The sequence below is a fragment of the Ruegeria marisflavi genome (assembly GCF_025673445.1).
Taxonomy (GTDB): Bacteria; Pseudomonadota; Alphaproteobacteria; order Rhodobacterales; family Rhodobacteraceae; genus Ruegeria_B; species Ruegeria_B marisflavi.
Genome location: NZ_JAOVQN010000001.1, coordinates 1 through 16,039, shown reverse-complemented (window position 1 = coordinate 16,039; position 16,039 = coordinate 1). Strand labels below are relative to the sequence as shown.

Sequence of the window (16,039 nt, the reverse complement as noted above, 5' to 3'; positions counted from 1 at the left end):
CGCTGTTTACTGTTTTTCCAACGCGCCCAGTGCCGCCCGCAGCGTCGCTGCGGCCTCGGCCCGCGCGGCCTCGTCCATGCCAGCCGGATCAAGCCGCAGGCTGATCCCCGGCGTGTCCACCCTCACCACCGGGTTCCGAGGCGGCACACCTGCCACCACCCGATAGGTGCGTACCGGATGTGCGATCCCCTTCATCGTGACCGTCTCGCCGGGCTCGACGTCCACCCGGTCGCTCACCAGCGCCCAGGTCTCGTGCGCCAAAAGGATCTGCCCCGGCTCGGCCGCCGCCTGAAGCCGCGCGGTCAGGTTCACCTGACGCCCGATAATGGTGTAATCCATCCGCTCGTCACTGCCAAAATTGCCCACCGTGCAATAGCCGGTGTTGATGCCGATGCGGATGCGGAACGGATGCTCCAGCCCTTTCGCCTTCCAGCGCTGCTGCAACTCTTCCATTCGTTCCTGCATGGCACAGGCCATCTCGACGCATCGCAGCGCGTCCCCTTCGGGACCCAGCGTGTCGGGATCACCGAAATAGAGCACGATCGCATCACCGATGAACTTGTCGAAATTCGCGCCATGCGCCTGCGCGATCTTCGACATCTCGGTCAGGTATTCGTTCAGCAGCGCCGTCAGCTCTTCCGATTCCATCCGCTCGGCGGTTTCGGTGAACCCCACGACATCGGAAAAGAACACGGTCAGCTTGCGACGGCGCGACACCACGCGGCTTTCCTGTTTCCCGCTCAGAATGGCCTGGTACAGCTGCGGCGAGACATATTTGGCCAGATGCGCCGAGACCGCCTCCAAACGCCGGCGCGACTCGACAAGTTCGGTCTCGGACACTTCCTCCAGCCATTCGAACACCCCCAACAGCATGGCCAGCATGCTGGCGAACATGACCGAATTTATCGCGAAAAGAACCGCGTCGAATGTGGCCGACTGCGGTGCAATCGGTTCGGCGGAAATGACATAGGCGCCGCTGGCCGCCAGCGACACGATAAAGATAACGCACAGCGCGGCCCGCATCGGACGACTGACAAAGGTCAGGATTGAGGTGATCAGCATCGTCAGCAGCGGGTAAAAGAAGAACCCCGGCGCAAGCCCGAGATAGACCGTTGCCACAACACCGTGCAGCGGGACCTCGACGAACTGGCACAGATAGAACAGCGGTCTGTGCAGGATATTGTGAATCGTGATCCACCAGGTCGCGCCAGCCCAAAGCAGGACACTGAAGATGTTGAAGATCATCAGCGGCCAGATTTCCAGATACCAGAAGAGGAACACAAAGGCGGCGTGAACCATCAACGCATTCGGAAACCCGACCCGCGCCAGAACGTTGATACGGGCCAACCGGTCGTCCACACCTTCTGGTCGCTCGGTCGCCCAATTCCGGATAGCAAGCCAGACATCGGCCAGCATTGCCCGGTCTCCTTTCACCTTCGACAGAAAGGAAGGGTACCGTTGCCCGGCACAAGGCGGCAAGGAAAACGTGCCTTTCTCAGAAAATCCCCATCGCCAGCCCGGCGCCCAGCGCCTGGCCCAGATCGCGGCAGGTCTCCAGATCCGGGGCAGAGATGGTCTTGGGGGCCAGAATGGCCTCGGGCGTCTGCGCATGGGTGCAGACGATCAGGGGCGGCTGCGCCTCTTTCAGGCGCCAGCCGGTGGCGATGCGCGCCACCTGCCGGGCGGCGTTCTGCCCGTCGGACCCAGCGCAGATCATCTGCGCATAGGCCCGGCCTTCGATCCGGCCCAAGACCGGGTAATAACAGCGATCAAAGAATTCCTTCATCGCGCCCGAGATCGCCGCCAGGTTCTCGGGACAGCAGAACACATAGCCGCCCGCCGCCAACAGGTGATCTGGCCCGGCCTCTTCGGCGCCGAGGAGCAGAACCGGCCCTTCGGTCCGGGCTCCGTCGGCACAGGTCTCGGCCATCTGACGGCTGCCGCCGGTTCTGGAATGATAGACGATCAGCAGGCCCGCCATGCCCGTCAGACCCGGTGATAGGGGCTGCCGGCCAGAATGGTGGCCGCCCGGTAGAGTTGCTCGGCCAGCATCACCCGCACCAGCATATGCGGCCAGACCATCGCCCCAAAGGAAATCGAGAAATCAGCCTCGGCCCGCAGGTCGGGGTCGATGCCATCCGCCCCGCCGATCACCAGCGCCAGATCCTGCCGCCCGGCATCGCGCCAGCCCGCTAGCCGATCGGCAAAATCGGGCGATGAGATCACCTTGCCCCGCTCGTCCAACGTGCACAGCACCGCACCCGCCGGGACCGCCTTGCGCAACAACAACGCCTCGGCGCCCATGCCGCCACCCTTGCGGTCGTCGACCTCGACCACGCGCGCAGGACCAAGGCCCAGCGCACGGCCAGTGCGCTCGAACCGGGTCATGTAGTCGTCAATCAGGGTTTTCTCCGGTCCGGCGCGCATTCGGCCGACCGCACATATGCTGACACGCATGCTCTTTCGTCTCTCCGGCCCCTCAATCGGGACCGGCGGACCGCCTTAGTTGGCCGATGCCCTGGCGCCCTGCGGCAGCCACATCTTTTCCAGCTGATAGAATTCGCGAACCTCGGGACGAAAAATGTGAACGATCACGTCACCGGTGTCGATCAACACCCAGTCGCCGGCGTCCTTGCCTTCGATCTTGGCCGTGAAGCCGAATTCATCCTTGATGCGCTGCGCCAGCTTTTCGGCCATGGCCGAGACCTGACGGGTCGAACGCCCCGACGCGATCACCATGTAATCGCCCATCGAGGACCTGCCGCGCAGATCGATCTGCACAACGTCTTCGGCCTTGTCATCATCGAGGGAAGAAAGAATTCGCTCCAGCAGCAATTCGCTGGTGGTGTCAGTTGAAGCCATCAGCGCGGCCCCGGACTGGACGGCCTCGGCCGCCACGGAATGAGGTAACAGGACATCGTCCTCCTATACAACGCGTCGACAGTTCCCCCGACGCTGGGGTTCGGTAAATTTAGCAATCCGGTGACGACAATTCAATGAACCTTGGCGCCATGAGCGCAACGTCGGTTCACTCTGCCCCGATTTGTTGCGCATCCGCCCCTGTTTCGGGCGCATCTCCCAGCAGGCGCACCTCGCGCTGCGGGAAGGGAATCGAGATTCCCTCGGCCTGGAACGCATCCCACAGTGCCAGGAACACGTTGCCGCGGATGTTGGTCAGCCCGGCGGTGGGATCGCTGATCCAGATGCGCAGAATGTAATCGACGCTGCTGTCGCCGAAACCGGTGATATGGCACACCGGGTCGTGGCCCGGCCCGCTCAGTACCCGCTTGACCGATTTGGCCGCCCCGATCGCCACCGCACGCACCACATGCGGGTCGTCGGCATAGCTGGTGCCGAATGTCAGGTCCAGCCGCACGAACTGGTCCGAATGGGACCAGTTGACCACCTGCCCGGTGATCAGATCCTCGTTCGGGATCAGGTACTCGCGCCCGTCGCGGGTCACCACCGACACATATCGCGCGCCCAGCGCGTTGATCCAGCCGAAGGTCTCGCCCAGCGAGATCACGTCACCGGGCTTGATCGACCGGTCCATCAGGATGATCACGCCCGAAATCAGGTTCGACACCACCTTTTGCAGGCCAAAGCCGATGCCGACACCAATAGCACCGGACAGGAACGCCAGCCCGGTCAGGTCGAACCCCAGCGTGCGGATCGACACGATCAGCACCCAGCCATACAGCAACACCTGCACCGCCTTGCCCAGCAGCACCTGCATCGAGGGCGAGATATCGTCGTTGCGCTTCAGCGCATTCGACGCCCCGTGCGAGGCCAGCCGCGCCAGCGTGATCAGCGCCCCGATCAGCAACGCCGCCTTGAGGATCCCCAGCACCGAGATATGCAGCGCCCCCACCTCGATGGCAACACCGTCGAGGAACGAGGCAACCGTATCGGTCAGGTTCAGCGCGACAAGCGTGGCATAGACCCACATCGACCAGCGAAAGATCAGCCGCAGCGTGCGGTTGCGCACCGCCCGCGCGACCAGCGCAATCACCAAAAGCGCGGTCGCCAGCGTTGCCACCACCCCGATGAGATAGCTGCGCGACGGCCATGTGGCCTGCTGCATCACCAGGTAGACGATCCAGCTCAGCACCACGAAATACAACAGCGACAGCCGCCGCATCAGCAGCACCAGCGTGCGTAGCTTCCATTTCGGCCAGCCCTCGCGCGTCCGCGCCCAGTCTTCCCAGTACCGCCGGGTGATCAGCGACAACAGCATCGACACGGCGACCAGCGCCACGATGACCAGCATCTGGTATTGCCGCCAACCCGGTGTCGTGAACAGCTCCAGCAGTTTCTGGCCGGTGGTCAGGATCGCCGCCAACAGCTCTTCCAGCGTGGCGGGCAGGATGTCATTGTTCATTCGGTCGCTCCCGCCCCCAGCTTGACAGTCCCACACCCTGTTTCGCAAGACCTTGCGAGACTCAGGGGACACCTGTATCTGGACATTCATGAAACCCTATAACGCACCGAACATGAACCTTCAGGACCGCGCCCGCCTGCGCGAGCGGTTCTTCGGCGCGACCCGGTCGGTGCTGGCCCGCCTATAAGGTGGTCCAAGCCATGATCACAGCTAATTCCATCAAAACACGGGAGAGGACAGATGTCCCCCAAGACACTCTATGACAAGATCTGGGATGCGCATGTCGCGCACCAGGCCGAAGACGGCACCTGCCTGCTTTACATCGACCGCCACCTCGTACACGAGGTGACCAGCCCGCAGGCCTTCGAAGGGCTGCGCATGGCGGGTCGCAAGGTGCGCGCGCCGGAAAAGACCATCGCCGTGCCGGACCACAACGTGCCCACGACCGAGGGCCGCGAAGATCCCGCGCAGATGACCGAGGAAAGCCGCATCCAGGTGCAGGCGCTCGACAAGAACGCGCGCGATTTCGGCATCCACTATTACCCAGTCTCGGACATCCGTCAGGGTATCGTGCATATCGTCGGCCCCGAACAGGGTTGGACCCTGCCGGGCATGACCGTGGTCTGCGGTGACAGCCACACCGCCACCCATGGCGCCTTTGGCGCGCTCGCCCATGGCATCGGCACCTCCGAGGTCGAACATGTTCTGGCCACCCAGACGCTGATCCAGAAGAAATCCAAGAACATGAAGGTGGAGATCACCGGCAAGCTGAACCCGGGCGTCACCGCCAAGGACATCACGCTGGCCGTGATCGGCAAGACCGGCACCGCCGGCGGCACCGGCTATGTCATCGAATACTGTGGCGAGGCGATCCGCGATCTCTCGATGGAAGGCCGCATGACCGTCTGCAACATGGCCATCGAAGGCGGCGCCCGCGCTGGCCTGATCGCGCCCGACCAGAAGACGTTCGATTACGTCCAGGGCCGCCCGCACGCGCCCAAGGGCGCCCAGTGGGAAGCCGCGCTGGCCTGGTGGAAAACGCTCTATTCCGATGACGACGCCCATTGGGACAAGGTGGTGACGATCAAGGGCGAGGATATCGCCCCCGTCGTGACCTGGGGCACCTCGCCCGAGGACGTGCTGCCGATCACCGCGACCGTCCCCAACCCCGAGGATTTCACGGGTGGCAAGGTCGAGGCCGCGCGCCGCTCGATCGAATACATGGGTCTGACTCCCGGCCAGAAACTGTCGGATATCGAGATCGACACCGTCTTTATCGGCTCCTGCACCAACGGCCGGATCGAGGATCTGCGCGCCGCCGCCGCGATCCTGAAAGGCAAAAAGATCAAGGACGGCATTCGCGCCATGGTCGTGCCCGGCTCGGGCCTTGTCCGCGCCCAGGCCGAGGAAGAAGGCATCGCCGACATCTTCAAGGAGGCCGGTTTCGAATGGCGCCTTGCCGGTTGCTCGATGTGCCTGGCTATGAACCCCGACCAGTTGCAGCCGGGCGAGCGCTGTGCCGCGACCTCGAACCGCAACTTCGAGGGCCGTCAGGGCCGCGGCGGACGCACCCACCTGCTCAGCCCCGCGATGGCTGCCGCTGCGGCAATCACGGGAAAGCTGACAGATGTGCGCGAACTGATGTAAACTACCCTCACAAATTAACTTTTTGAGGGATACGGAAATGAGTGACTGGCTGAAATTGATGCTGCTGGGCCTGCTATCGGTCGTATTCGGGGTTATCGTCCTCGGAGCACCGGTGGTGGCATCGGTGGCAATTACCACCCTGACAGGAATCATGCTGCTGATCGGCGGCGGACTTCAGGTTGTGGGCGGGTTCACCGTCGAAGGGGCGGGCAACAAGATTCTGTCGATCATCATGGGTCTGATCATGGTGTTCCTCGGCTGGTCGTTCCTGAAGAACCCGCTCGAAGGCACGCTGACGCTCGCCACGGTGGTGATGATCCTGTTTGCCGCTGGTGGCATCGCCCGGATCATCCTGTCGTTCCAGATGCGCGGCACCGGTCTGTTCTTGCCGACACTCATTTCCGGCATCCTGTCGCTGGGCCTTGCCGCCTATGTCATGGCGAATGCGGGGGTTGGCCTGGCGTTCAGCCTTCTGGGTATCCTCATGGGTATCGAGATGCTCTTCAACGGCTTCGGCCTGATCTTCGCCGCGCTCTTCGTGCGCAGCGCGGGAAAACACGCGTAACCGGGTCACGGGACCGGGGACAGTCCGTCCGCGCCTGTGACTCTTTGAAACTGGATCGGGTTGCCTGAATGCGCAAACCCGATCCCTATCAGAGATTAGCGCCCGCATGAAACGCGGGCCCGAACCAGGAGCCTGGATATGGACAAGTTCGAAAAATTGCAGGGTATCGCCGCGCCGATGCCGCTTATCAACATCGACACCGACATGATCATCCCCAAGGTGTTTCTCAAGACCATCAAGCGGTCTGGCCTTGGCGTGAACCTGTTCGACGAGATGCGGTACAACGACGACGGGTCCGAGAACCCCGATTTCGTGCTGAACAAGCCTCAGTACCGCGACGCCGAGATCCTGGTGGCCGGCGACAACTTCGGCTGCGGCTCGTCGCGCGAGCACGCGCCATGGGCGATCAAGGATTTTGGCATCAAATGCGTGATCTCGACCTCGTTCGCCGACATCTTCTTCAACAACTGCTTCAAGAACGGCATCCTGCCCATCGTTTTGCCGCAGGAACAGATCGACACCCTGATGAAAGACGCCGAGAAGGGCGCAAACGCCCGGATGACCATCGATCTCGAAGCGCAGGAGATCACCACTTCTGACGGCGAAACTATCCCGTTCGAGGTCGACGCCTTCAAGAAGCACTGCCTGCTCAACGGACTCGACGATATCGGCCTGACCATGGAAAAGGCCGCCGCCATCGACACGTTCGAATCTCAGTCCGCCCAGTCGCGCCCCTGGGTCTGACCTGACCGGATCAAGATACCTGGCAATGCTGCACCCTTAAGGTGCGGCGTTGCTTTTTTTACGCGGTTCAAACACGCAATCATAAGTGGAATATGCACGGGCAACGTCACAACCACTAAATGTGGTTTTATTCGTCCACCCGACCCAAAAATTCACCCTTTCTGATGCAAGAAGGCACCAGTTTCGCCATGATTTCGCCCCAAATGGCGGGTCTCGTGACTCAACAGCTTGAGCGCGTGACCAAATGGCGGCACAAATGAGGCCAAAATGAGGCACTCGCCGCAGGCGGGATCAAGTTGGAACAAAGGCTCGGCAACGCATCGGCCTGTCCAGTTTGAAGGGATCGGACAGTGATAGGACGCATCACGGGCGCAGCTCTGCGTGGAATATTGGTGGCGCTGGTCGTCGTCATTCCTGCACTGTATCTGCCCAGCACCGCTGCTACATCGACCGAGATCGTCGTTCTTTTGGCGATCCTCGGCTTTGTAATGACATTCTCCGAATATAGCTCGGCCTTTCCCAGCTTTATCGAATTCCGGGATGCGCCGCCGCTGAACCGGATGCGGTTCATCGCACTGATGACCATGATCACCTGCCTGACACTGATCGTGAAACACAGTTATGAGCCGACCAACATCACCGCTCTTTTCTCCGGTCTTGGGCTGACGATCGCACGTCTCGCGGATTTTCCATATTCGCCGGTCCGTCTGGTTGTTCTGATGCTACCGGCAGGTGCCGCACCCGAACTGATACAGAACGTCCGCATCGCGGCCGCCGTGACCTATATTATCGCGCTTGTTACCGTTCTGGCCTTCTGGTTCGCTGTGCGGGTCCGCGGATGGCCAACCGGCAATGGGGCTTTCAACGTCTGGATCAATCTACCGCTGTTTGACCCGACGACCGGCGGCGATGTCGTCGCTCGGATGCAACGGGACGGCCGGTTCAACATGATCCTTGGTGTCCTGCTGCCGTTCTTCATTCCCGCTATCGTCAAGATGGCCGCCGACTTGATCAACCCGGTCAGCTTGCAGAGCCCCCAAACCCTGATCTGGACGATGAGCGCCTGGGCCTTCCTTCCGGCGTCGATGATCATGCGCGGATTGGCCATGATGCGGATTTCCGAGATGATCGAGGAAAAGCGTCGCCGCGCCTATCTGAACGCCGAGGCAATACCAACGACATGATCCGCCGGGCGGTACTGCTCTGGGCGCTGTTAACCACGTGCGCCGACGCCGAACCGCTACGTATCGCTACATTCAACGCCGAGCTGGGTCGCGATGGCCCCGGCCTGATGCTGCGCGATATCCAAAGCGGGCGGGACAAACAGGTTGCCGCCGTCGTTGCTGTCATCGCCAGAAACAAGCCCGACATCCTCGCCTTGCAGGGTGTCGATTGGGACCTGGAGGCGCGCGCGCTGGCGGCATTTTCGGCCCGTTTGGCCGAAGCGGGCTGGTTCATGCCGCATCTCTTTGCTAACCGCCCCAATAGCGGTCTTGCCAGCGATCTGGATCTCGACGGCGACGGGTACACCGGCGACGCCGCAGATTCGCAGGGCTATGGTCGGTTCACCGGCCAGAACGGCATCGCCATCCTGTCGCGCTTTCCCATCCTGGCGGAGCAGGCGCGCGATTTCTCCGCGCTCTTGTGGCGCGACCTGCCGGGCGCGACCCTGCCCACCCGGAACGGCAAACCCTTTCCCTCGGTCGCGGCACAGGCCGCGCAGCGCCTGTCATCGACCGGCCATTGGCTGGTACCGATCGACACGCCCGCGGGGCAGGTCTCGCTCCTGACCTATCAGGCAGGTCCGCCCGTGTTCGACGGTCCCGAAGACCGCAATGGCCTGCGAAACCGCGACGAAAACCGGATCTGGCAAGTGCTGTTGGACGGTGGGCTCGGGCCGTTGCCCGGCGCCCCCTTCGTGCTGCTCGGCGGCAGCAATCTCGACCCATGGGATGGCGAGGGGTTCAACCAGACCCTACGCGATTTGCTGGCAGACCCCCGCCTGCAAGACCCCGCCCCCACCAGCACTGGTGCCGCCACGGTGGGCGCGCAGGGACACCGGGGGCCGGATACGCAGGACACGGTCGACTGGCCCGGCATAGGCCGCTACCGGGTGGATTATGTCCTGCCCTCGGCCCACTGGCAGGTCATCGACACCGGCGTGTTCTGGCCCGCAGCCGGGGAACCCGGTGCACGAGAAACCTCAGACGCCAGCCGCCACCGGCTGGTCTGGGTGGATATCGCCCTGCCGTAACCCGGGTGGTATCGCCTGTGCCACCGCCTGTATCAGCGACGTTTGCCGGAACTCCGGCAGCAGCGCATCAAACACCGCACCATCCAGCCGATGCGGCGTGTTCCACAGGTACCGCATTTCCAGCAGGCACCCCGCCAACGGCCAGAATGGCCGCGCCAAATGCAATGGCAGCCAGCTCATCTGTTTCAGCGTCACCGGACGGCCTGTCACCTCTGTCAGGGCCTGCGCGATGTCCCGCCCGCTCGCCGTGTATCCAGCATATGTCACATCGCAGAATATCGGCAGCGCCTCCCGCCGTTCCGCCAGTTCGACAGTGGCGCGGGTCAGGTCGGGCAGGAACGCCCAGGCATGGGCAATGTCGGGATTGCCGGGATAGGTGAACCGCCCCCGCTCCAGAGGCTTGATCATGATCTGGTCGAACCAATTGCCCGAGGCTTCGGTATCCAGATAATCGCCCGCCCTTAGAATGATTGTGCGTACACCCGAGGCGCGATAGGCGGCTTCCATCTCGATCCGTATCCGGCCCAGCGGGTTGGTCGCGCGGTGCGGCGTATCGGGCCCCCAGGGCTCTGGCGTCTGTGCGCCGAACACATAGACATTGCCGGGCACGATGACGGTCGCCCCTGCGGCTTTCGCGGCCTCGATCACATGCGCGTGCAGCCCGGGCACCTGCCGCGCCCAGTCCGGGTATGGCGGGTTCCAGGCATTCACGATCACATCCGCCCCGCGCGCGGCGCTGTGCAGATCGTCGCGCTTGCGATCGAACGCTACCACGGCCCAACCCGCCCGGCGGAAGGCGATTGCCGCATTGCGGCCGAACCGACCCGAGGCGCCGAGGATCAGAACTGTCTGGGTCATGGCTGGTCTCCTGTCGTGTACATCATGGTACAAAATGGACATAGTCGTCTGTCCGGCATGTATAAATTGCACAAATTCGTATTTCGTGTATTCATCTGTGAATGGATAGACTTCCCGCCCATACAGATTGGTCGTATGTTCAAAGCTTTCTTGCGGTGGCCGAAACCGGCTCTCTTTCCGCTGCCGCACGGCGCCTTGCGCTCAGCCAACCAACCCTGGGTCGTCACATCCAAGCCTTTGAAAAAGCCCTGAATCTCTCCCTGTTCGAACGGCACCCAAGGGGTTTGAAGCTTAGCGAGGCGGGCACGCGTATCCTGCCGCTGGCGCAACAGGCCCAAGAAGCGTTGAGCGCTATTGCACTGGCGGCCGAGGGCCAGTCCCAAACCCTCGCGGGCACTGTTCGCCTCACCGCCTCGGTGTTTGCGTCCCATTACATTCTGCCGGAAATTATCTCGCAAATACGGGCACTTGAGCCTTCGATCAAGCTGGAACTCGTGCCCACGGACGCCTCGGAAAACCTGCTGTTCCGCGCCGCTGACATCGCCGTGCGCATGTATCGGCCACGGCAGGTGGACATCGTCGCACGCCACATCCGCGACATCGAAATGTGCGCCTGCGCCGCGACCTCTTACTTGGACCGCGCCGGCCGCCCCGCCACCGCACAGGACCTTCTGAGCCACGACCTTGTTGGGTTCGATGAAAACCCGTTGATTATCAATACAATGCAATCCCTGGACTGGCCCGCCACCCGGCATGACTTCGCCGTGCGCTGCGACAATCAAAGCGCCTATTGGCAGTTGATCCGCGCCGGTTGCGGCATCGGATTTTCGCAGCGCGCCATCGCTGAACACGACCCGCTGGTCGAAATCCTTCCGTTCGACTTGCAGATCCCGCGGCTCGAAGTCTGGCTGGCCGCACCCCAGGCGATGCGTCAAACGCCACGCATCCGACGGGTCTGGGACCTGCTGGCCGACGGATTGCGCACAGCCCGGATATAAGACAAAGCCTCCCAGGCCCCAAACCGCCCGTTTTCTGGTGTTTTCCGTTGATTTTGGGTCCTGCGCCGCATTGACCGGATGCGCGCGCCACGCTAGGGCGAGTGCGACGTAACGCTAGGAGACGCCCCATGCCCAACCCTTCGCTCCTCATCCTTCCCGGTGACGGTATCGGCCCGGAAGTCATGGCCGAAGTGCGCAAGATCATCGACTGGTTCGGTGCCAATCGAGGCCTGAAATTCGACGTGAGCGAAGACCTGGTCGGCGGTGCGGCCTATGACGTGCACGGTGTGCCGCTGGCCGATGAAACCATGGCCAAGGCCCAAGAGGTAGACGCGGTCCTGTTGGGCGCCGTTGGTGGCCCGAAATACGACGACCTCGATTTCAGCCTGAAGCCCGAACGCGGCCTGTTGCGCCTGCGCAAGGAGATGGACCTTTTCTCGAACCTGCGTCCGGCCCAGTGCTTCGATGCCCTGGCGGACTTCTCGTCGCTAAAAAAGGACGTGGTGGCCGGGCTCGATATCATGATCGTGCGCGAACTGACTTCGGGCGTCTATTTCGGCGAACCGCGCGGCATCTTCGAAGAAGGCAACGAACGTGTGGGTATCAACACCCAGCGCTATACCGAAAGCGAGATCGAACGCGCCGCGCGTTCCGCCTTTGAACTGGCAATGCGCCGGAACAAGAAGCTCTGCTCGATGGAAAAGGCCAACGTGATGGAATCCGGCGTGCTCTGGCGCGAGGTGGTGACCCGGGTGGGCAAGGACTATCCCGAAGTGGAACTGAGCCACATGTACGCCGACAACGGCGCCATGCAGCTAGTTCGCGCACCCAAGCAGTTCGACGTGATCGTGACCGACAACCTGTTCGGCGACATCCTGTCTGACTGTGCGGCCATGCTGACCGGGTCTCTGGGCATGCTGCCGTCGGCGTCGCTGGGCGCCCCGATGGCCAATGGCCGCCCCAAGGCGTTGTATGAACCGGTACACGGCTCTGCCCCCGACATCGCGGGCCAGGGCAAGGCGAACCCGATCGCCTGTATCCTCAGCTTTGCCATGGCGCTGCGTTACAGCTTTGACCAGGGCGCCGAGGCGGACCGCCTGGAAGCCGCAGTCGAGAAGGTGTTGGCCGATGGCGTACGCACAGCGGACCTGTTGGGTGAAGAAGGGGTAACGCCCGTCTCGACTACCCAGATGGGCGATGCCGTGGTGGCCGCGCTCGACGCCAGCCTGTAAAACCTTTCAGCCTGCGGTGGACCCGTCCGCCGCAGGCAATCCACCGGCCGCCGACCGATGATAATGCGCGACGCGCTCGGCATGGTGCAGCACTCGATCCAGCCAGCGCATTGCATCGGTGTGCGAAAAGACCTCGGTCAACTTGAATAATCCGGCATGTTCCCCGAGCAGCATCGCGCGCCGGTGACGATTGCGCCGGGCGTGAACGATCCCGCCTAGGCGTTCCAGCCTCTTGACCGTCCCACTGGCAGCCAAAGCTCCACTGGCTTGCCCAAGCGCGGCACCAGTGGCAAGGGTTGGCCTGCGCAACAGCCGGTCGTTCAACAGCTTGTCGATGTTCTCGGTCTGGGTCGTCCGCTCCAGCAATCGTGACAGATGGTCGATCTGGTGCAACAGGTCGGAATAGACCTGCATCTCGGTGCGGCGCTCCTTGGAAAGGCTGACCTCAGACAGGAAACCGCGCAGATCCTCCAGGGCGTCTCTACATAGTCCGACCGCAGACAGTGGCCGATAATCCGGTCGTTCTGCCATTGCAGAGGCGAGCGCTGAAAACAGCCGCGCGGCGACCAGGGCCGTCGCCGATTGCGCCGTCAGCAGGGCAGTGTTTGCATCGCTCAGTATTCCTCGGTCCAGAATGAACAGGCGGTCGGGTTTCTTGTCCGGCATGATACGCGCAACCCAATCGGCGAACAGGGCGGTCCAGGGGAGGAACAACGCGGTTCCCATCAGGTTGAACCCGGTATGAAACACCAACAGCGCGGTCATTGCGTCTCTGTTATCGGCCATATGCTCCAGAAACGGACGTATCAGCAGCAGAGTGGGAAAGGCGATGACGGATGTCACAATGTTGAACAAGAGATTGGCCAGGGCCGTCTGCCGCATCGGGACCGATCCGCCGGTCGAGGCAAGCACCGCGGTAAATGTCGTGCCGATGTTCATTCCTATGACAATCGCCGCCGCCTGCAACAGCGAAATCGCTCCCGCCGACAGCATGACCAGTGACAAAGCCATGGCCGCACTGGAGGATTGCATCACAATCGTGATGCCCGCGCCAAGCCCAACAATGGCCAAGAGCCCCAGCGGCCCCCCGCTGGGCAATACGTCCGGAGTGACATGGGTGGTCAGGTCACCTGCCCCGGACTGCATAAGGTCTAGGCCGATCAGCAACAGACACAGCCCCGCGAGCACACGTCCAGCCCGTGCGATTGCGCCCCTGCCTAGAAGATCGGCCAGCGCCGCCGGCAAAAGCAGCGCCATGGCGATATTGCCGAGCTTGAGTTTGAAGCCCAGGATGGAGACCAGCCAGCCCGTGGCTGTTGTTCCGATGTTGGCCCCGAACAACACACCCAACGCCTGAGGCATGGACAACAGCCCAGCGCCGACAAACCCGACCGTCATCACGGTTGTCGCGCTAGAGGATTGTACCACCGCCGTCGTCGCGGCACCGGTCAAGACGCCCCGCATCGGCGTGGTCGTAAATCGGGTCAAGATCGTTCGCAGGTTGCTGCCGGCTGCATCGCGCAATGCGGCTGTCATGATCTCCATCCCCAGGAGAAACATGCCTATTCCGCCAACCAGTAAGAAGAAGTTTCCGTCCATTTTTCACCGCTCGCTTAAGGCCAGTTTCCCGCAACTCCCCGTGGCGGGCAAGCGGCTCTGATTCCTCGCAATCGAACAGAATACCTCTTGCATGTGCGAAATGTCGGGTATAGATCACCCGCCACGGTCGGAGTGTAGCTCAGCCTGGTAGAGCACTGTCTTCGGGAGGCAGGGGCCGGAGGTTCGAATCCTCTCACTCCGACCAATAAAACAAGGCCCCTGACGGGGCCTTTTGTTTTCTATGCTATATGGCGCAATGATATCCGCAACGTTTCAGGGCGGTTCTGTCCGTTCTTTGTTCTCAACGCCACGGAGACAGATGGGCTTCGTTTCGGCGCGGAGGCGGTATCACTCAAGCGTCTAGAGGACCCGATCCATGATTGCCGCTGCCTCTTTCTGCGCATGCGGGCTGTAGGATCGGTACACATCCTCCAGAGTATCCCTTGAGGTGGCGAAGTAGTCCGTAGCCTGCTCCAGTGTCATACCCGCCATGAACGCCCATGTGACTGCGGTATGTTTAAGCGTGTGGGGCGTCACCTCAGTAAGGCCTGCACGCCGCGCCGCAGCGGCGAAAGCCTTCTTGATATCTGCAACTGGATTACCTTCATAGCTTATGACAGCGGGGGAGTCCTGATCCCAAGTCTTCATCTCCTCGAGAAGTTTCTCCGGGACTCTCACCACACCCTTCTTCTTTTTCGTCTCTTCCTCTGCCTTGCCCAAGAAGTGGATCACGCCACGTTCTAGATCGATCCAGCCATGCGTTAGAGATGGCATCCATCTTAAGCCCAGTATGGCGCCTTTTCGGCGACCAGTCGCGACTGCGATGCGGATGAAGCGTTGAACGTGGGGAGCGGAGTGGGAGAGGAGTTCCGAAAGCTCCTGATCTCTCAGCCAGAGATCCTTGGCGGCGCCTTTGGGCGGCAGTTTTACCGGCGGTGCATATGGAATACGTCTACGTTCTGCCGCTAGTCTAAGTGCTGCATTCAGAGTTCCCATTTCTCGCCGCATCGTCCACGTAGACATACCGCGCCAACGAAGATAGCCCTTGCAGGTCGCGACATTGACTTCGGCAACGCTCTTATCCGCCCAGTACGGGGCGAGGGCTTTTATAGCATTGAGAAGGCGTTCTGGGTCTTTCACGTCATCCATTCTCTCTTCGCCGTAGCGAACGAGAATTTCACCGATCGTGATCTTGTCGAGCCCGACCGTGACGATCTCTTTGGTCGTTTTCTCCCGAATGTATTGGGCTAGTGCTTCTTCTGCCTGCTCACGAAGCCCTTCACCAAATCCTGTCCGGATGTGTTTGCCGCCATCGATGATGACCCAAGCTCCGTCGTCCTTTCGTTGAAAGAGCCTTGCCGGTTTTCTTTTACGTGGCATGATATGTACCTTTTGAGTTCGCCTTGTTCGATGTAGAAGCGCCGACCAATCTTAGTGGCGCTCAGGTCTTTGCGTCGTATTGCGGCACGTATGGCGCTGGGCCGCACCGTCTCATGAATACTCATGGCGGCCTCTTCCACTGTCATGAGCTTGGGAAGGGGCTGGGGGGCAAAGCCCCCCGCGCCTAGGGCGTCGATGTCGATACTATTCGACATCGCCAGTCCCATTTAGATCATAGCGGTCCACTACCGCGCGACGCAGCACGTCCACTGGTGGGAACTCGAAGCACCGGATCGCCTTACGCTGTTGATTTTTGCTGAGAAGTGACCCGGTAGCCCCATAATTTTCCACCGAGATTTGACCCATGTGAACACGCTGCCC

General features: G+C 61.5%; 16 protein-coding genes and 1 tRNA gene. 9 read left to right on the top strand and 8 right to left on the bottom strand.

Going from position 1 to position 16,039, the window contains the following annotated elements:
* Window positions 1-6: 6 nt before the first annotated feature.
* From OEZ49_RS00085 to OEZ49_RS00065, 5 genes are all read right to left on the bottom strand, one after another.
* Window positions 7-1,416: an adenylate/guanylate cyclase domain-containing protein gene (locus OEZ49_RS00085; RefSeq protein ID WP_263386418.1), complete on the bottom strand. Its 1,410-nt coding sequence runs from the start codon at window positions 1,414-1,416 to the stop codon at window positions 7-9.
* A 79-nt stretch (window positions 1,417-1,495) separates the two neighbouring features.
* Window positions 1,496-1,981, bottom strand: coding sequence for a flavodoxin family protein (locus OEZ49_RS00080; RefSeq protein WP_263386417.1), 486 nt, complete (start codon window positions 1,979-1,981; stop codon window positions 1,496-1,498).
* A 5-nt stretch (window positions 1,982-1,986) separates the two neighbouring features.
* The gene (rlmH, locus tag OEZ49_RS00075) at window positions 1,987-2,457 is read right to left on the bottom strand and encodes a 23S rRNA (pseudouridine(1915)-N(3))-methyltransferase RlmH (RefSeq protein ID WP_164130303.1); all 471 of its coding nucleotides are present in this window, start codon (window positions 2,455-2,457) and stop codon (window positions 1,987-1,989) included.
* Window positions 2,458-2,502: 45 nt separating this feature from the next.
* On the bottom strand, window positions 2,503-2,862 hold the full coding sequence (gene rsfS, locus OEZ49_RS00070; protein WP_164130301.1) for a ribosome silencing factor: 360 nt from the start codon (window positions 2,860-2,862) through the stop codon (window positions 2,503-2,505).
* A 166-nt stretch (window positions 2,863-3,028) separates the two neighbouring features.
* The gene (locus tag OEZ49_RS00065; protein WP_263386416.1) at window positions 3,029-4,381 is read right to left on the bottom strand and encodes a mechanosensitive ion channel family protein; all 1,353 of its coding nucleotides are present in this window, start codon (window positions 4,379-4,381) and stop codon (window positions 3,029-3,031) included.
* Window positions 4,382-4,469: 88 nt separating this feature from the next.
* On the opposite strand from OEZ49_RS00065, the gene OEZ49_RS00060 reads away from it, so the two are divergent.
* From OEZ49_RS00060 to OEZ49_RS00035, 6 genes are all read left to right on the top strand, one after another.
* Window positions 4,470-4,568: an isopropylmalate isomerase gene (locus OEZ49_RS00060; protein ID WP_164130297.1), complete on the top strand. Its 99-nt coding sequence runs from the start codon at window positions 4,470-4,472 to the stop codon at window positions 4,566-4,568.
* A gap of 53 nt (window positions 4,569-4,621) precedes the next feature.
* The gene (leuC, locus tag OEZ49_RS00055) at window positions 4,622-6,028 is read left to right on the top strand and encodes a 3-isopropylmalate dehydratase large subunit (RefSeq protein WP_164130296.1); all 1,407 of its coding nucleotides are present in this window, start codon (window positions 4,622-4,624) and stop codon (window positions 6,026-6,028) included.
* Between the two features lie 37 nt (window positions 6,029-6,065).
* Entirely contained in the window at window positions 6,066-6,593 is a 528-nt protein-coding gene (locus OEZ49_RS00050) for an HdeD family acid-resistance protein (protein WP_263386415.1), read from the top strand.
* Between the two features lie 138 nt (window positions 6,594-6,731).
* The gene (gene leuD, locus OEZ49_RS00045; protein ID WP_263386414.1) at window positions 6,732-7,337 is read left to right on the top strand and encodes a 3-isopropylmalate dehydratase small subunit; all 606 of its coding nucleotides are present in this window, start codon (window positions 6,732-6,734) and stop codon (window positions 7,335-7,337) included.
* Between the two features lie 350 nt (window positions 7,338-7,687).
* Window positions 7,688-8,521, top strand: coding sequence for a hypothetical protein (locus tag OEZ49_RS00040; RefSeq protein WP_263386413.1), 834 nt, complete (start codon window positions 7,688-7,690; stop codon window positions 8,519-8,521).
* Window positions 8,518-9,591, top strand: a complete 1,074-nt coding sequence (locus OEZ49_RS00035; protein WP_263386412.1) for an endonuclease/exonuclease/phosphatase family protein — start codon at window positions 8,518-8,520, stop codon at window positions 9,589-9,591. The genes OEZ49_RS00040 and OEZ49_RS00035 overlap by 4 nt, the downstream gene beginning before the upstream one ends.
* On the opposite strand, the gene OEZ49_RS00030 is transcribed toward OEZ49_RS00035, so the two are convergent.
* Complete coding sequence (locus OEZ49_RS00030; protein ID WP_263386411.1) at window positions 9,541-10,449, bottom strand: Rossmann-fold NAD(P)-binding domain-containing protein; 909 nt, start codon at window positions 10,447-10,449, stop codon at window positions 9,541-9,543. The two genes, OEZ49_RS00035 and OEZ49_RS00030, sit on opposite strands and share 51 nt — an antisense overlap.
* A gap of 101 nt (window positions 10,450-10,550) precedes the next feature.
* Between OEZ49_RS00030 and OEZ49_RS00025 the strand changes: the two genes are divergently transcribed.
* Both OEZ49_RS00025 and leuB read left to right on the top strand, forming a co-directional pair.
* The gene (locus OEZ49_RS00025; RefSeq protein ID WP_263386410.1) at window positions 10,551-11,447 is read left to right on the top strand and encodes a LysR family transcriptional regulator; all 897 of its coding nucleotides are present in this window, start codon (window positions 10,551-10,553) and stop codon (window positions 11,445-11,447) included.
* Between the two features lie 128 nt (window positions 11,448-11,575).
* Complete coding sequence (leuB, locus tag OEZ49_RS00020; protein ID WP_263386409.1) at window positions 11,576-12,679, top strand: 3-isopropylmalate dehydrogenase; 1,104 nt, start codon at window positions 11,576-11,578, stop codon at window positions 12,677-12,679.
* 6 nt (window positions 12,680-12,685) lie between these two features.
* Here leuB and OEZ49_RS00015 read toward each other — a convergent pair whose 3' ends face one another.
* The gene (locus tag OEZ49_RS00015; RefSeq protein ID WP_397545638.1) at window positions 12,686-14,215 is read right to left on the bottom strand and encodes a Na/Pi cotransporter family protein; all 1,530 of its coding nucleotides are present in this window, start codon (window positions 14,213-14,215) and stop codon (window positions 12,686-12,688) included.
* A gap of 191 nt (window positions 14,216-14,406) precedes the next feature.
* Between OEZ49_RS00015 and OEZ49_RS00010 the strand changes: the two genes are divergently transcribed.
* Window positions 14,407-14,483, top strand: a tRNA-Pro gene (locus OEZ49_RS00010).
* 155 nt (window positions 14,484-14,638) lie between these two features.
* Here the strand turns inward: OEZ49_RS00010 and OEZ49_RS00005 are convergent.
* A complete protein-coding gene (locus OEZ49_RS00005) occupies window positions 14,639-15,658 on the bottom strand; it encodes a tyrosine-type recombinase/integrase (RefSeq protein ID WP_263386407.1) in 1,020 nt (339 codons plus the stop codon).
* Window positions 15,659-16,039 lie beyond the last annotated feature (381 nt).

Coding starts and splice junctions, on each gene's coding strand:
- OEZ49_RS00050 (WP_263386415.1), top strand. CDS start 6,066: ATGAGTGACTGGCTGAAATTGATGCTGCTGGGCCTGCTATCGGTCGTA.
- OEZ49_RS00005 (WP_263386407.1), bottom strand. CDS start 15,658: ATGCCACGTAAAAGAAAACCGGCAAGGCTCTTTCAACGAAAGGACGAC.
- OEZ49_RS00035 (WP_263386412.1), top strand. CDS start 8,518: ATGATCCGCCGGGCGGTACTGCTCTGGGCGCTGTTAACCACGTGCGCC.
- rsfS (WP_164130301.1), bottom strand. CDS start 2,862: ATGGCTTCAACTGACACCACCAGCGAATTGCTGCTGGAGCGAATTCTT.
- OEZ49_RS00080 (WP_263386417.1), bottom strand. CDS start 1,981: ATGGCGGGCCTGCTGATCGTCTATCATTCCAGAACCGGCGGCAGCCGT.
- OEZ49_RS00065 (WP_263386416.1), bottom strand. CDS start 4,381: ATGAACAATGACATCCTGCCCGCCACGCTGGAAGAGCTGTTGGCGGCG.
- OEZ49_RS00060 (WP_164130297.1), top strand. CDS start 4,470: ATGAAACCCTATAACGCACCGAACATGAACCTTCAGGACCGCGCCCGC.
- leuC (WP_164130296.1), top strand. CDS start 4,622: ATGTCCCCCAAGACACTCTATGACAAGATCTGGGATGCGCATGTCGCG.
- rlmH (WP_164130303.1), bottom strand. CDS start 2,457: ATGCGTGTCAGCATATGTGCGGTCGGCCGAATGCGCGCCGGACCGGAG.
- leuB (WP_263386409.1), top strand. CDS start 11,576: ATGCCCAACCCTTCGCTCCTCATCCTTCCCGGTGACGGTATCGGCCCG.
- OEZ49_RS00015 (WP_397545638.1), bottom strand. CDS start 14,215: ATGACAGCCGCATTGCGCGATGCAGCCGGCAGCAACCTGCGAACGATC.
- OEZ49_RS00085 (WP_263386418.1), bottom strand. CDS start 1,416: ATGCTGGCCGATGTCTGGCTTGCTATCCGGAATTGGGCGACCGAGCGA.
- OEZ49_RS00030 (WP_263386411.1), bottom strand. CDS start 10,449: ATGACCCAGACAGTTCTGATCCTCGGCGCCTCGGGTCGGTTCGGCCGC.
- OEZ49_RS00025 (WP_263386410.1), top strand. CDS start 10,551: ATGGATAGACTTCCCGCCCATACAGATTGGTCGTATGTTCAAAGCTTT.
- leuD (WP_263386414.1), top strand. CDS start 6,732: ATGGACAAGTTCGAAAAATTGCAGGGTATCGCCGCGCCGATGCCGCTT.